The sequence below is a fragment of the Bacillus sp. FJAT-42315 genome (genome assembly GCF_002797375.1).
GTDB lineage: Bacteria > Bacillota > Bacilli > Bacillales > Domibacillaceae > Bacillus_CE.
Window position 1 is genome coordinate 2,106,393 of the sequence record NZ_KZ454941.1, and the last position, 15,007, is coordinate 2,121,399.

Annotated in this window: 13 protein-coding genes; 3 read left to right on the forward strand and 10 right to left on the reverse strand. The window is 40.1% G+C overall.

Going from position 1 to position 15,007, the window contains the following annotated elements; genetic code table 11:
• Positions 1-99 precede the first annotated feature (99 nt).
• Genes fdhF through CEF22_RS10475 form a run of 3 tightly spaced genes read left to right on the forward strand, consistent with a single transcriptional unit; the run spans position 100 to position 4,583 of the window.
• Positions 100-3,027, forward strand: coding sequence for a formate dehydrogenase subunit alpha (gene fdhF, locus CEF22_RS10465; RefSeq protein ID WP_100402824.1), 2,928 nt, complete (start codon positions 100-102; stop codon positions 3,025-3,027).
• Between the two features lie 17 nt (positions 3,028-3,044).
• Entirely contained in the window at positions 3,045-3,521 is a 477-nt protein-coding gene (locus CEF22_RS10470; protein WP_100402825.1) for a helical membrane plugin domain-containing protein, read from the forward strand.
• A gap of 15 nt (positions 3,522-3,536) precedes the next feature.
• Positions 3,537-4,583, forward strand: a complete 1,047-nt coding sequence (locus tag CEF22_RS10475) for a P-loop NTPase (protein WP_100402826.1) — start codon at positions 3,537-3,539, stop codon at positions 4,581-4,583.
• A gap of 51 nt (positions 4,584-4,634) precedes the next feature.
• Here CEF22_RS10475 and CEF22_RS10480 read toward each other — a convergent pair whose 3' ends face one another.
• The 10 genes from CEF22_RS10480 to tnpB form a co-directional block, all read right to left on the reverse strand.
• On the reverse strand, positions 4,635-4,919 hold the full coding sequence (locus CEF22_RS10480) for a hypothetical protein (protein ID WP_100402827.1): 285 nt from the start codon (positions 4,917-4,919) through the stop codon (positions 4,635-4,637).
• Between the two features lie 185 nt (positions 4,920-5,104).
• Positions 5,105-5,890: a DeoR/GlpR family DNA-binding transcription regulator gene (locus tag CEF22_RS10485; protein WP_100402828.1), complete on the reverse strand. Its 786-nt coding sequence runs from the start codon at positions 5,888-5,890 to the stop codon at positions 5,105-5,107.
• A gap of 43 nt (positions 5,891-5,933) precedes the next feature.
• Positions 5,934-7,109, reverse strand: coding sequence for a saccharopine dehydrogenase family protein (locus CEF22_RS10490; protein ID WP_100402829.1), 1,176 nt, complete (start codon positions 7,107-7,109; stop codon positions 5,934-5,936).
• Positions 7,106-8,203, reverse strand: coding sequence for a 2-aminoethylphosphonate--pyruvate transaminase (phnW, locus tag CEF22_RS10495; protein WP_100402830.1), 1,098 nt, complete (start codon positions 8,201-8,203; stop codon positions 7,106-7,108). Before phnW ends, CEF22_RS10490 begins: the two co-directional genes overlap by 4 nt.
• Positions 8,196-9,011, reverse strand: coding sequence for a phosphonoacetaldehyde hydrolase (gene phnX, locus CEF22_RS10500; RefSeq protein ID WP_100402831.1), 816 nt, complete (start codon positions 9,009-9,011; stop codon positions 8,196-8,198). The genes phnW and phnX overlap by 8 nt, the downstream gene beginning before the upstream one ends.
• A 12-nt stretch (positions 9,012-9,023) precedes the next feature.
• Complete coding sequence (locus tag CEF22_RS10505; protein WP_100402832.1) at positions 9,024-10,781, reverse strand: putative 2-aminoethylphosphonate ABC transporter permease subunit; 1,758 nt, start codon at positions 10,779-10,781, stop codon at positions 9,024-9,026.
• Positions 10,782-11,798, reverse strand: coding sequence for an ATP-binding cassette domain-containing protein (locus tag CEF22_RS10510; protein ID WP_100402833.1), 1,017 nt, complete (start codon positions 11,796-11,798; stop codon positions 10,782-10,784).
• A 21-nt stretch (positions 11,799-11,819) separates the two neighbouring features.
• Positions 11,820-12,899 (reverse strand): putative 2-aminoethylphosphonate ABC transporter substrate-binding protein, encoded by a 1,080-nt coding sequence (locus CEF22_RS10515; protein WP_100402834.1) that lies wholly within the window; start codon positions 12,897-12,899, stop codon positions 11,820-11,822.
• A 340-nt stretch (positions 12,900-13,239) separates the two neighbouring features.
• Positions 13,240-13,569, reverse strand: coding sequence for a PAS domain-containing protein (locus CEF22_RS18965; protein ID WP_100402835.1), 330 nt, complete (start codon positions 13,567-13,569; stop codon positions 13,240-13,242).
• Positions 13,570-13,709: 140 nt separating this feature from the next.
• Positions 13,710-14,810 (reverse strand): IS200/IS605 family element RNA-guided endonuclease TnpB, encoded by a 1,101-nt coding sequence (gene tnpB / locus CEF22_RS10525; RefSeq protein ID WP_100402836.1) that lies wholly within the window; start codon positions 14,808-14,810, stop codon positions 13,710-13,712.
• Positions 14,811-15,007 lie beyond the last annotated feature (197 nt).

Here is a 15,007-nt window from a genome sequence, read left to right on the forward strand (position 1 = left end):
CTGCTAAGAAGCTTATCCACCATGAATTTTTTGCATGTTTAGTAGACATGTCAATTCGTGGTGGATTTTTTTGTGTGTTTAAAAGGGAGGTACACAAAGATGACTGAAATTAAAATCAATGGAAAAGAGTACTCAGCGAAACAAGGGCAAACGATTCTAGAAGTAATTAACCAAAATGAAATCGCCCATCCACAAGTTTGTTACGTTCCAGAAGTAGACCCACTTCAAACATGTGACACTTGTATTGTCGAAATCGACGGAAAGTTAGTTCGTTCTTGTTCAACAAAAGCAGAAAGTGGCATGAACATTCAACTAGCTTCTCCTAAAGCGAAAGAAGCGCAAACGGAAGCGATGGATCGTTTATTAGAAAATCATTTACTTTACTGTACAGTGTGCGACAACAATAACGGGAACTGTACGTTGCATAACACCGTAGAAATGATGGGCATTGAGCATCAAAAGTATCCATATGAACCAAAAGTGGATCCAACAGAAGTAGATATGTCTCACCCATTCTACCGTTACGATCCAAACCAATGTATCGCTTGTGGTCAATGTGTAGAGGTATGTCAAAACTTGCAAGTCAACGAAACATTATCACTTGATTGGGAAGCTGAACGCCCACGTGTTGTTTGGGACGAAGGCGTTGCCATCAATGATTCTTCTTGTGTTGGCTGTGGCCAATGTGTCACTGTTTGTCCATGTAATGCCTTAATGGAAAAATCCATGTTAGGCGAAGCTGGATTTATGACAGGCCTAAAGCAGGATATGCTTGACCCAATGATCGACCTAATTAAAGACGTAGAACCAGGCTACAGCGGGATTATGGCTGTATCAGAAGTAGAAGCAGCCATGCGTGACAAGCGTACGAAGAAAACGAAAACTGTTTGTACGTTCTGTGGTGTCGGATGTTCATTTGAAGTATGGACGAAAGATCGTAAAATCTTGAAAGTTCAACCATCTAAAGGGCCAGTGAACGCGATCTCTACTTGCGTAAAAGGAAAATTCGGTTGGGACTTCGTCAATTCAAAAGAGCGCTTAACGAAACCGTTAATTCGTAAAGATGGTGCATTCGTTGAATCTTCTTGGGATGAAGCACTTGACTTAATCGCTTCTAAATTAGGTGCGATTCAAAAAGAATTCGGTTCAGGATCAACAGGTTTCATTTCTTCTTCTAAAATCACAAATGAAGAAAACTACTTAATTCAAAAAATGGCGAGACAAATTTTTGAAACGAATGACGTTGATAACTGTTCACGTTATTGTCAATCTCCAGCAACGGACGGTCTATTCCGTACAGTTGGTATGGGTGGAGATGCTGGAACGATCAAAGACATCGCTAAATCAGGTCTTGTTATTATTGTCGGAGCTAACCCAGCGGAAGGACACCCTGTATTAGCTACTCGCGTTAAACGTGCGCATAAATTACATGGTCAAAAACTAATTGTGGCAGATATTCGTAAGCATGAAATGGCTGAGAGATCTGATATCTTTATGCGACCGAAGCAAGGAACAGACCAAGTTTGGTTAATGGCTGTAACGAAATACATGATCGACCAAGGTTGGCATGATGAGAAATTCATTTTAGAAAACGTCAACTTCTATGAAGATTTCAAAGATGTACTTCAAAAATACACATTAGAGTATGCTGAAGAACAAACAGGTATTTCTAAAGAAACGTTAATTGAAGTAGCGAAAATGATTCGTGATGCAGACGGCACTTGTGTCCTTTGGGGAATGGGTGTCACTCAAAACACTGGTGGTTCTGATACATCCGCTGCGATTTCTAACTTATTGTTAGCAACAGGAAACTACCGTCGTCCGGGCGCTGGTGCTTACCCGCTTCGTGGTCATAATAACGTACAAGGTGCTTGTGACATGGGTACTTTACCAAACCTACTTCCTGGTTACCAAAGTGTGACCAATGATGAAGCACGCGCCAAGTTTGAAAAAGCTTACGGTGTAAAAATCAAACCAGAACCAGGTTTAAATAATATTCAAATGCTTCAAGCCGTTGAAGAAGGAAAAATGAAAGCGATGTACGTTGTCGGAGAAGATATGGCTTTAGTTGACTGTAACGCCAACCATGTACATGATGTTTTATCTCAACTTGACTTCTTAGTCGTTCAAGATATTTTCCTTTCTAGAACCGCTCAATATGCCGATGTTGTGTTACCTGGTGCTCCTTCTCTTGAAAAAGATGGAACATTTACAAATACAGAACGTCGTGTTCAAAGACTATATGAAGTATTACCACCACTTGAAGATGCAAGACCAGACTGGAGAATCCTTCAAGATGTTGCGAACCGTTTTGGTGCGAATTGGAATTACAGTCATCCAAGTGAAATTTACGATGAAATGGCTAGCCTCTCCCCTATTTTTGGAGAAGCAAACTATGAAGTTCTTGAAGGCTGGAATAGCTTCTTCTGGGGTAGCCTTGATGGTAAGAGCACGCCACTTCTATATGTAGATGGCTTTAACTTCCCAGATAAAAAAGCTCGTTTCGCGTTATATGATTGGGTAGAGCCAGTGGAATTCCCTGAAGAATACGATTGTCATATTAACAACGGTCGTGTACTTGAACACTTCCATGAAGGAAACATGACGAATAAATCAGAAGGTATTCAAGCAAAAGTACCAGAAATTTACGTGGAAGTATCACCAGAGTTAGCGAAAGAACGCGGAATCAAAGATGGTTCTCTCGTACGCTTAGTCTCTCCATACGGCGCGTTGAAATTAAATGCACTAGTAACCGATCGCGTCCAAAAGAATGAGCTATTCTTACCGATGAACTCTGTAAGCAAAGACTCGGCGATTAACTTCTTAACAGGTCCAGCTGTTGACCGTTGTACGTTCACACCTGCTTACAAGCAAACGAAAGTGCGTGTAGAAGTGTTAAAAGCCGATGGTGGAAAAGCACCATTACCAAAAACAAATCCACGTTACAAAAAACGTCACCCGCAAAACGGTGTCGAAGCAGAACGTAAATGGAAGCGTCCAGGCTACGTTCACTTAACAACGAAATAATGGAAGGAGTGTAATCGATGGCAGCACCTATTACAACGATTCAAAAACAACAACTAACAGAAGAACAAATCAAAGAACAAAAACTAGAAGATTTAAAAGCGCTCCTTTCAGAAAATGAAGAAGCGTTGAATCAAATCTTCTCGATTGTAGGAGAACTAAATAAAGTAGGAGCACTTGAAGCAGCGACTAAGCTGCTTCAAGCGAAAGAAGAAGTAGCAGGCATTGTTCTACATCAAGTCTCTCGTGAACCAGTAACGAATTTAATCAATCATTTTATGGGTGTCGCAGGTGTAATGACTGCTATGGACCCTGAAATGACGAAAAAACTCGTGAGCAGTTTAAACTCTGGAATCGATGAAGCAAAACAGATCAAGAACGATGAAAAAGTCGGCGTGTTCGACTTGATGAAAGTATTGAAAGACCCAGACGTGAACCGTGCAGTGAACTTCGGTGTTCACTTCTTGAAAGGTCTAGGCAAAGGATTGAAAGAATAGGCAGGGATAAACACGATGCTAACAAACGAACAAGTATTACAAGCTCTGGAGAAAGTTAATGATCCAGAGCTTCATAAAAGTATTGTTGAATTAAACATGGTAAGAAACATCCAAATTCAAGATGGTCACGTGCAACTAGAAGTTGTATTAACGATTCAAGGCTGTCCGCTCAAAGCGAAAATCCAACAAGATATTGAAGATGCTCTTAGACATACCGGTGCTGTAAGTGTCTCTTTAACTTTTGGTGCGATGACCGATGAAGAACGTCAAGCGTTAACGAAATCACTCAAAGCAGAAGCGGTAACGGAAACAGGCATGCCCAAAATGTTACGTCCAGATTCCGGAGTCAAATTTATTGCGGTAACGAGCGGTAAAGGCGGCGTTGGTAAATCAACAGTAACAATCAACTTAGCGGCTGCCCTTGCTCGCTTAGGAAAACGCGTAGGCATTTTAGATGCAGATATTTATGGATTTAGCATTCCAGCGATGATGCAAATTAAACAACAGCCAACGATGATTGACCAAACGGCGATTCCTTCTACTAGCCACGGCGTAAAAGTAATGTCGATGGGCTTTTACTCTAAGGATAACCAACCAGTCATGTGGCGTGGGCCGATGTTAAACAAATGGATTCGCAATTTCTTAGTCAATACGCATTGGGGAGAGTTGGATTACCTTCTCTTAGACCTTCCTCCAGGGACAGGTGATGTGGCGATTGATGTAGCGGCAATGATCCCTCATGCTAAAGAAATTATCGTCACTACTCCTCACAATGCTGCTTCTCATGTAGCATCGAGAGCAGGAGTGATGGCTAAACATACGAAACATCACATTATGGGTGTCGTCGAAAACATGGCGTACTACGAAGAAAACGGCGAAAGAAAATATTTATTTGGACAAGGTGGCGGTGATAGACTAGCTGAACAGCTACAAACAGCCGTCATTGCCCAAGTACCATTCGCTCAACCAGAAGAAAACACCGGCACTTCTGTATATGATGAAGAATCCATCGTCGGCGAAGCCTTTACTAGCTTAGCAGAAGATATTATTCATTATCATTAATTATAAAAAGGTATCCTGAACAAGTACAAAACTTGTTCGGATACCTTTTTCTTATGCCTGTTCTTTCAATACTTGCATAAAATAAAACCGATATGTATTCGCAACAAACGTCTCTAGCGGTAGTTGCACATTTAACTGATATTTGCTAAAAATAAACGCAAAACGCTCTAGCCCCTTTTCACGAAGAAGCTCCCCCACTTCCGCTCCATGCTTTTTCGTTAACTCCTCAATGAGCGGCTCGATCATCGGCCAGCAAGTAACCTTCAACTGCTCCAACGCTTCCTCATCACCTTCTTGCTGATAACGTTCAATCCACCACTTAATGTTTTCTTCCATTATATAATGACTCCAATCTATGAAAAATGATCAGTTTCTTCTATTATATATAGAAACTCTTTTGAATGGGAATCTTTTATGAAATGTCTCAATTTAAAATAAAGAAGGAAGCAGGTTAGGGGAACCTTGCTTCCTTCTTTATTTTATGTTTTTAGTATACCTTCTTCATATTAAACATTGACATATCAGCACTTAATCCACTTTACATGATGATTGATCAAATATTCCTTCCAATCTTCGGGGGAATGTTGGTTAGAAAGAATGTAGTCAATTTTGTTCAATCCGGTGATCTTATACGTGCCTTTTTCTCCGATTTTTGAATGATCGGCTAGTACAAAGGTTTGTTTAGCCTGCTTCATCATCATTTCCGATAGTCTTGCTTTCTCTAAATCGTAGGAAGAAATTCCGAAGCTCGGAAGAACCGCATCGACTGAAATAAACGCTTTTTCAAAAGATAAATGGTTCAAGATTTCCTGTGACATCGGGCCAGCCGTTCGAAAATGCTTGGAACTAATCATTCCACCAATAAATATAATCTCTCCATCGAATAGCTTCTTGTTTGTTGCGGCGATTAACTGATTAGCAAACTCAAAAGAATTTGTAATAATGGTCAAATCTTTTATATGAAGAAGATAAGGAACTAATTGCAAAGTCGTGCTTCCTTCATCGATTAAGATGACATCTCCATTATTAATGAAGGTCGCTGCTTTATAAGCGATCCTTTTCTTTTCATCAATATTTAAAATCTTTCTTTCAAACATCGAAGGCTCAATTAACGGAGAATTAGTAGCCTTGACCGCTCCTCCGTATACTTTTTTTAATTTTTGACTTTTGTCTAAGTCTTCTAAGTATCGACGAATCGTTTCAGTAGAAACCGCAAATTCATCGGCAAGGTCAGCTACTTTGACCTTGCCCTTCACTTCTAATTTTTCTAGAATCATTCGCTTTCTTTCTTCACTTATTACAGACATTGCCGGTCCTCCATCACGGTTATTTAGTTCAACATATTAAGGACTAAATAGTAGGAGTTACTTCTTTCACTTCCTCATGGACAAAAATCCCTCTCTTTTCTAGCTCCTCAAAGATCATAGCCGGATTTGTAAAAGCCTCTTCAGGCGTAATCACACCCTTTTTCTCTACATGACCACTAGCGATTAATTGAGCGGCGATCGCAAAAGGAGTAGCCACATTTCGCGTGTAGGCGCGGAGTTTTTCCCATCCAGGTACGGAGCCATCTGAAGCAGGATGAGTATGGTAAAGAGTATGGTTGACTTTCTTCCCGTCTTTCTCTCCTTCCACTTCTACATGAAGAGAATACCCATATAACTCTGTTGTTTGCCCTTCTTCCGATTGGATTAAGTATTGAGAGATACAATCCATAATCCCCACTTCTTTTCCATTCACATGAATCGGTGTATTTTGTAAAATGCCATATTCATATAAGGCTTTCACCAATCGCATATTTTTTTGAGGCCACGTTCCACGAGTTTCAATTAATTGAACTCCTTTGTCTTTCAACGCTTTTGATAACGTCACCGTCTCTGCATGTGGAATAATATATTGAACAGTTTCCCCATATGGCTCAGGCAACTGAATCGTTCTTGGACGCGCAAATGGTGGCACTTGCTTCATCTCACCATTTTCAAAAACAACCCTTGTCGGCAGCTCTGGATCATATTCATACGTGGTTGTTTCCGTAATCGATGCAGAAAAGGCAATCGGACGAAATGATCCGTGACTAACTCGAACATTTTCTACTGTATCTAATTGATTCGCTGCATGCATCGCCATCATTTGGGTTAATCCTGGCGTCATTCCGAACCCTGGAAGCAATGTTTTTCCGTTTTCAACAAATACATCACTCCATTGGTTTTCTTCACCAAAGCCATTTAAGTTAATGCCATGACAGCCTGCTTTAGCGATGCATTCGGAAGACAGTCCGTTTAGCTTAATCGTCGTTCCGTCTAAGACGATATCGTAGCCCTTCATCTTCGCAACGGTTGAATCAATATCCGTTACATCAACTTGAACAAAATCTACTCGTGGATCATTTAACCACTCAACGACTTTTCTGCCTTCTTCCTCATTATAATCTGCGACAGTGATCGTTTCGAAATTAGAATATTGAACTAAATCAAGAATTGCTTCTCTACAAATTTTACCTGCTCCACCTAAACAAAAGATTTTCATTGATAGACAGCTCCTTCCAAAATAATAGCGGTTAATTTTTTGATGTCTTCAGCGTGAACATCACCAATATTCCCAATTCTAAACGTATCTGTTTGTGACACCTTCCCTGGGTAAATAACAAACCCCTGTTTTTTCAAACGTTCATAAAACGAAGGGAAATGAAAATCTGCATTAGGAAAGCAGAAAGACGTAATAATTGGTGAGTGATACTTTTCCTCGATGAAAGGAACAAACCCAGCTTCTTTCATCCCTGCTACTAGTAACTGTTGATTGTTTGTATAACGTTGTTGTCTCGCTAACACGCCACCTTCTTCTTCAAGCTCTACTAAAGCTTGATAAAAAGCTCGAACGATATGAGTTGGAGAAGTGAAGCGCCATTTTCCATTGAATCGTTCCATCGTCTCCCATTGACCATATAAATCAAGTGAAAGGGAACGAGCAATGCCTTTACACTTTTCTAGCTCTGCTCGCTTCGCTATTACGAATCCGAAACCTGGTACGCCTTGAATACATTTATTTGCACTGCTAATTAAAAAATCAATTTGCCAATCTTCCATATCGATGTCAATTCCACCGAAGCTACTCATCGCATCAATGATCGTAATTTTGCCGTATGTTTTAGCTACTTTTGTGATCTCTTGAATAGGATTTAACACCCCGGTCGTCGTCTCGCAATGGACAGCGGCAATATGTGTAATGTCTGAATGAGATTTCAGAAGTTCTTCTACTTTTTGTGCAGAAATGGGCTCGTGTTCTTCGGTCTGACAAATGACCGTGTCAATGCCAAGAATATTAGCTATTTGTGCGATTCGATTCCCATAAGCACCGTTCACACAAACGAGTAATTTTCCGTCAGATCTGATAACAGACCCAATTGTTGCTTCTACCGTGAAAGTACCACTTCCTTGCATTAACACAGAGGTATAGTCTTCACTGTTTTTCGTAGCTAGATGAACGAGCTTGCTGCGAACCTGTTGAACAAGTCCATTATAGTCATCGTCCCATGTACACCAATCTCTTAACATTACTTCTTTTACTGTTTTCGTCGTTGTCAGTGGCCCAGGTGTCAATAATAAATAATGTTGATTATCCATGTTGCTTTGCGCCTCCTGCCACTTGTTGTTGCTCAATTTGATCGATGACACTTTCAAGATCAGCCAGTTGTAAAATTGTGAAGTGAGCTCCTGCCGCTAGCAAACGCTCTTTTACTTCTTGAATTTTTGCTTCTAACTTATCCGCTTCCATTCCTTTTACTTCGTTTTCCGTTAACCCAAGTTCACTGCTGCCTAAAATGACGCCAACTGTCCACATACCAGCATTTCTACCCTCTTTCATATCCGAGACGGTATCGCCAACTTTAATCATGCTACTCATCGGGTATACTCCCAATTCGATCGCATTCATGTAGCACATCCACGGATATGGACGACCCGCTGGCACATCATCAGAAGTGATGTAATAATCTGGTTTATAGCCTTGTCTTTCAGCACCTGGTGCGACAATTTTCATCATTTCGGACGTATAACCAGTCGTTGATCCAAGTTTGATCCCTCGCTGACGTAGTTTTTTCATCAGTTCTAAACATCCAGGTACTGGCGTTGTATAATCTGGTAAAATAGCAAACAATTCTTCTTCAAATCTGCCGTACATCTCTTCAATATCGCTTTCCTGTGGCTGACGATCGTATGTAGCTTCCCATAACTCTTTAATACGCGGCATGTCAGTGATGGCGCGTATATGGTCAATTTTTAATAACCCCATCGGTTTGCGAGCCTCTTCAACAGTGATTTCAATGCCCTTCTCTTTAAAAATTTGCATAAATACTTGAACAGGAGCAAAACATCCGTAGTCCACTGTTGTTCCTGCCCAATCAAAAATAACTGCTTTAATGTTTGTTTCCATTTCTTCTCTCTCCTATCTTTTTTGCCAATGCAACGCACGTTTATTTAAATACTTCGTTAATAGTTCATATAAGGCTCTGACAATAATGTTCGTTAACAATATGAGTGAGCTCATTGCCGCTGCTGCAGCTAAATTCCCAGCGTCATCCATATTCACAATCGAAATCGCGGCTAACTTGAAATCTGGTGAATATAAAAACATGACGGCTGATACGGTCACCATCGAGTTGACGAAGAAATACATCGACATTTCTAAAATGGCCGGTAAGCACATCGGCACCGTTACTTTAAAAAATGTTTTGTAAAATGGGACGCCCATTGATTCAGAAACGAGTTCATATTCTTTATCTAGCTTTTTTAACGCCGTAGTCGCTGTAACAAACGACACAGAATAAAAATGAATAATATTTGCCATCACAATAATCGCGACCGTGCCATACAAGAAATGGAATGGGTTCGACACGGTCCATGAGAAAAATTGAACTTCAGGCTGGCTAAAGAAAAAGATATATCCTAATCCAATGACAAGACCAGGTACGGCTAATGGAATGATGGATAAGAAATAACTTATTTTTCTTAACCCAGCCATCCGACGTATTTTTTCTATTCCGTAAGCAAATACAAAGGTCAGTATTGTACCTAAAATGGCTGTAATGAAAGCGACAATGGTACTATTTTTAAATGCTTCCATTCCGTCACCTGTATAGCTAGAGAAATTTAAATGATCGAGAGTAACGCTCAGATCATATGGCCAAACTTTCGTGAAAGCTGCGACCAATACCGCAAATACCATAAGTAAAATCGCACCTGAGATCACCGAACAAAATAGGAATAAAAGAGCATCCCTCATTCGATTGTTTTTAATTACAAACGGCTTAGATTTAGCAGAAATCGCCGCTGAATTTTTTTGCATCGTCAACCGATCAACGGTGAAAGCGAAAATTGCTGGTAGCATTAAGATGAGTCCTACCGTCGCACCCATGGCCATGTTTTGTTGCCCGATGACTTGTTTATAGACATCAGTGGCCAGTACATTGTATTGTCCACCCACAATTTTCGGTGCACCGAAGTCGGTAAAGCTCAATGTAAACACAACGAAAGCAGCGCTGATCAACCCATACTTTACACTAGGCATCGTGATCGCCATAAATTTCTTAAACTTGCTTGCCCCAAGCGTATCTGCCGCTTCATACATTTGATAATCCGCCCCTTGAAAGGCGATTAATAAAATTAATACTGCTTGTGGGAACGTATAGATGACTTCAGCCATAATGATCCCAATTGGGCCATATAATTCGAGCGACATACTCGGTAATAATCCGAAAAAGCCATTCGTGATTAACCCTTGATTTCCAAACAAATACATTAAGGCAATCCCATGCATCATCGTTGGTGCAAACAACGGAAGCATCGCTACTGATTTAAAGAACATTTTTCCTGGAATGGCTGCTCGAATCAGCGCGAAAGCATAAACGAAAGCTAATGTCACAGAAATCAGTGTAGTCATGCTAGAGATAAATATTGTATTTTTCAATGATTGTACTAACGTTGGTGATGAAAAATAGTGGGCGAAGTTATCTAGCCCAACAAATACGCCCTCTTTATCATAAAAAGCTTGTACAAATAATTGATAGAGCGGAAAAACGAGCAATAATAGAAACGTGCCGATCATGCCGAGAAGAAGTAAACGTTGCAACCATTCATTTTTTCCGGCCTTCTGCTTTATACGACTTCTGACCATCGCTTTCTCGTTCTTTTCGAGCCATTCCATTTAACTGCCCATCCTTTCACTATAGGACAGCATTTGCTTTTCACCGATGGAAAGTGTCAATGTACTGCCTTGTTGGATTTTCTGCTGGTGGACAATCGTAGCTGGCAAGTCAATTAATACAAGCTTATCGTGTAGCGGAGAGCCATTTTGCTCAAGCTTGACCATTCCTCTATACACTGGACCTCTAAATTCGAGTTTTTCAACAATCGCGGAAATCCCTTCTCCTTGAGTTAAAGTAATATGCTCTGGACGTATCGCCAAAATACGGCCTTCAGGATGGCTCGGCTGTAAATTGATAAAATTCATCGCGCCGATGAAATCAGCAACAAATGGATTAGCTGGTAACTGATAAATTTCCTGAGGCGTACCGATCTGCATAATTTCCCCACGATTCATGACGATAATCTTATCCGCCATCGTTAAAGCTTCTTCTTGATCATGTGTCACCATAATCGTTGTAATTCCTAGCTTTTCTTGAAGATCGCGAATTTCAAATCTAAGTTTTTCTCGGACTTTCGCATCTAATGCAGATAATGGTTCATCTAATAAGAGAAAACTAGGCGATAAAGCAAGAGCACGTGCAAGAGCGATTCTTTGTTGCTGACCACCTGATAGCTGAGCAGGATAACGATCTTTCAAATCGACTAATCCGACCATCTCTAACGCAGCTAATGCTTTCTCTTTCACTTCTTTCTTTGGCATTTTCTTTGCCTTTAGTCCAAACTCAATATTGCTTAAAGCCGTTAAGTTTGGGAAAAGGGCATAAGATTGAAAGACAATCCCGAAGTTTCTCTTAGCTGGAGGCACGGCTGTCACATCTTTGCTATCAATAAAGATCCGTCCCGCAGTCGGTTCCTCTAAACCGGCAATCGTTCGAAGCAAGGTTGTTTTCCCGCAACCACTTGGACCTAATAAACAAACAAATTCTCCTTTGGCCACATGAAAAGACAAGTCATTTAATGTGGTCACATTCCCAAAAACTTTTCTAATATGGTCAATTTTCAAGTAATCTTGCATATTTTTTCTTCCTTTCGCCTATTATTCTTTCGGCTCGGCTTTTTGACCAAATTCCTTCTCCCATTTACTTAAGATCGCTTCTCGGTTTTCAGCGGCCCATTTCAAGTCATTTTTCTCAAATAATTGACTAACTACATCAGTTGGGAAACCTTCTGGTGCTGGGAAATCATTCTTGATCGTCGCAAATCCATTGGCATTAAAATATTCTTGCATCACATCATCAGAAATCGCCCAGTCTAAAAATGCTTTCGCTAGCTCCTCCTCTTTGTTCTCCTCTTTTTTGATGAGTGCGTTCGCCTCTACTTCCCAACCTAATCCTTCTTTTGGAAGCACAACTTCGACGGGTGCTCCTTTTTGTTTTTCTTTTACGGCACTGTACACCATCGATACACCAATTGGATATTCACCAGCGGAAGCAAGCTTGGCCGGTTTCGATCCTGAGTGAGTATAAGTCGCAATATTTTCATGCAGCTTTTTCATGTACTCCCAGCCTTTTTCTTCACCCATCATTTGTAACCAAGCAGATACTGTTAAGAATCCTGTACCGGATGAAGCTGGATGAGGCATCACAAGCGTTCCTTTATATTCTGGCTTTACTAAGTCTTCATAAGATGTTGGCATCGGTAACTTTTTCTTTTCCAACTCAGCTGTATTGACGGCAATACCAGTCATAAACGCTGTATTTCCTACCCATTTTTCTGGTTGATTATTATCTTTAAATTGCGGTTGTACACGATCAATCCCTTCAGGTGTGTAGCCTTCTAACATGTCTTTCTCATCAAGAGCTAACAAACTAGAGGCCGCTGTTCCCCATATAACATCCGCTTCTGTGTTTTTGCCTTCAGCTAGAAGCTTAGCTGTGATTACTCCCGTTGAATCTCGAACAATATTTAAATCAACATCAGGATACTTCTTCTCGAATGATTCAAGATAGACTGGGATCAACTCTTCTTCGATTGCTGTATAAACCGTCAACTCTCCTTCAAGGTTGTCACCATTGCCCTTTTCAGTAGCTTTTTCTTTCCCACCTGAACAGCCAGCAAGTACAGATAATCCTAGAATCGCCGTAAGACCAATTAACTTTTGTTTCGTTGGTTTCATTCCTTTTCTCTCCTTCATGTTGGTTTCGTTGTTTTTTCTTACAACTTCACTATAAGAAATGAATGTTAATACTCATTTGGTCGTTTGTTAAAACTTTGTTTAGTATGCGAGTGCTTGGAATTGTGCGTTTTCATGTATAATCCAAAGAAAAACCACACTCAATCCTCCTGATCATTTACATTTCCTTTACATTCAGAGAAGAATCCCACACAAATCCACCATTAATCCGAAATTCATGTGGGATGTTAAAATTCGAGGGCCGATATTCCCCATAATACGAAAAAGCAGTAATTCCTTTTCACAGGAATTACTGCTTTAAATGACGATCTAATAATTTTCTTCACTTTAAAACATTAGTAGCATGCTCAAATTTTTCAATATTTTTATTGAATTGATGTTGAGTGTCTATGATTGTTTCTTGTAATTTACCAATTACTTGAATTTCTTGTTGAAACTTATGACCTTTAATAAGATCACTCCTTAACTCTGTATATTTTTTACTGTTTCTAAATTCCATCGTACAGAACTGTTCGTGGCGCATATTTTTCAGTTCATTCACTGTATAGCCCAAAGTTTTTGCAAAGTTTTCATTTGCCCAAATAACTTTTCTATCTAGATTGAATTCTATCATTGCTAGATTTGACTCTAACGCAGTTGAACCCTCCCCCACTTAACGCTCTTACGAGTCGTTTGAAGTGGGGGATTCTGTTTCCTGCGAACACCAGTGTATCCACCAGTTATTGAGCAGGCTTTCCCCCGCAGTTCCTGCGGTTAGGTCGTACAAGTGGTTTACACCTCCGACAGTCTATCTCAGCTTATTAGTCTTAATGCTTCTTTTTTAAGATTTGTAGCTGCGTTGATATCTCGATCGTGCTCTGTGCCGCAAGAAGGACAAGCCCATTGGCGTAAGGCGAGACGTTTTACTTCTTTATGCTGATGACCACAAGAAGAACATAGTTGAGAACGTGCAAACGTCTTAGACACGACAACGACTTGTTTTCCATACCATTTCGCCTTATATTCAAGCATTTCTCGAAATTGCGACCACGCTGCTTCGCTAATGGCTTTCGAAAGTTTTTCGTTTTTCAGCATATTCGACACTTGCAAATCTTCTATGCCTACAATGTCGTGGCTTTTGACAAGATAGGTAGAGATTTTGTCTAGATAGTCTTTTCTTGCGTTCGTGATTTTTTCATGAATACGGGCTACTTTGATTCTGGCCTTGTTCCAATTAGAACCTCCTTTTGTTCGTCTACTCATCACTTGTTGGGCTTTAGCTAGTTTTTGCTCTAATGTGCGGAAGAACTTAGGATTCTTGAATACTTCTCCCGTACTTAGAATAGCGAAATCTTTAATTCCAACATCCACCCCGACAGAGGAATTAGTCTTAGGTAATTCTTTCACTTCTGTTTCTGTAAGAATGGATACACAATACTTTCCACTTGGATTCCGTCTGATCGTCGCACTTAAAATCCTGCCTTCCACTTCTCTGCTTTTGGCAAATTTGACAAATCCGAGTTTAGGTAATTTAATGGTATGTTCGACGATGGCGATGTTCCCGTTTGTATGTTTCGTTTTGTAGGATTGAACTTTGTTCTTTTTGGACTTAAAACGAGGAGCGTCATTTTGTTTTTTGAAAAAGCGGTCAAACGCATCTGAGAGGTTTTCTAGAGAAGACTGTAAAGCAATACTATCAGGTTCTTTCAGCCACACAATTTCTTTCTTCAGTTGTGTGAGTTGTTTCGAACATTTGTTGAAAGATAGACCTTTTCCTGTTTGTTTGTAAGTATCATTCCAAAGCGACAGGAAATGGTTAAAAACAAATCGACTGGAGCCAATGGTTTTGTTAATCAAAACAGCTTGTTCTTCTGTGGGGTAAATACGAAACTTATAGGCTTTGTGAACGATCATGAGTTTCATCTCCTCACACGTTACGTTATGTCTTTATATACATATTATACCAAACAAAATATTCTTTGTATATCGTTTAGGAGTGAAGACATGGAAAAACAATTAGTTGTATTACGATTTCCTAAAGTCCTTTTAGAGAGGATGGATGCATACAAAGAGCAAAAATGGTTTGGGACTCGCATCCAACCTATTTTCCA

Coding starts and splice junctions, on each gene's coding strand:
- CEF22_RS10485 (WP_100402828.1), bottom strand. CDS start 5,890: ATGTCTGTAATAAGTGAAGAAAGAAAGCGAATGATTCTAGAAAAATTA.
- CEF22_RS10510 (WP_100402833.1), bottom strand. CDS start 11,798: ATGCAAGATTACTTGAAAATTGACCATATTAGAAAAGTTTTTGGGAAT.
- CEF22_RS10470 (WP_100402825.1), top strand. CDS start 3,045: ATGGCAGCACCTATTACAACGATTCAAAAACAACAACTAACAGAAGAA.
- phnX (WP_100402831.1), bottom strand. CDS start 9,011: ATGGAAACAAACATTAAAGCAGTTATTTTTGATTGGGCAGGAACAACA.
- CEF22_RS10490 (WP_100402829.1), bottom strand. CDS start 7,109: ATGAAAATCTTTTGTTTAGGTGGAGCAGGTAAAATTTGTAGAGAAGCA.
- CEF22_RS10480 (WP_100402827.1), bottom strand. CDS start 4,919: ATGGAAGAAAACATTAAGTGGTGGATTGAACGTTATCAGCAAGAAGGT.
- CEF22_RS10515 (WP_100402834.1), bottom strand. CDS start 12,899: ATGAAACCAACGAAACAAAAGTTAATTGGTCTTACGGCGATTCTAGGA.
- CEF22_RS10505 (WP_100402832.1), bottom strand. CDS start 10,781: ATGGAATGGCTCGAAAAGAACGAGAAAGCGATGGTCAGAAGTCGTATA.
- phnW (WP_100402830.1), bottom strand. CDS start 8,203: ATGGATAATCAACATTATTTATTATTGACACCTGGGCCACTGACAACG.
- fdhF (WP_100402824.1), top strand. CDS start 100: ATGACTGAAATTAAAATCAATGGAAAAGAGTACTCAGCGAAACAAGGG.
- tnpB (WP_100402836.1), bottom strand. CDS start 14,810: ATGATCGTTCACAAAGCCTATAAGTTTCGTATTTACCCCACAGAAGAA.
- CEF22_RS10475 (WP_100402826.1), top strand. CDS start 3,537: ATGCTAACAAACGAACAAGTATTACAAGCTCTGGAGAAAGTTAATGAT.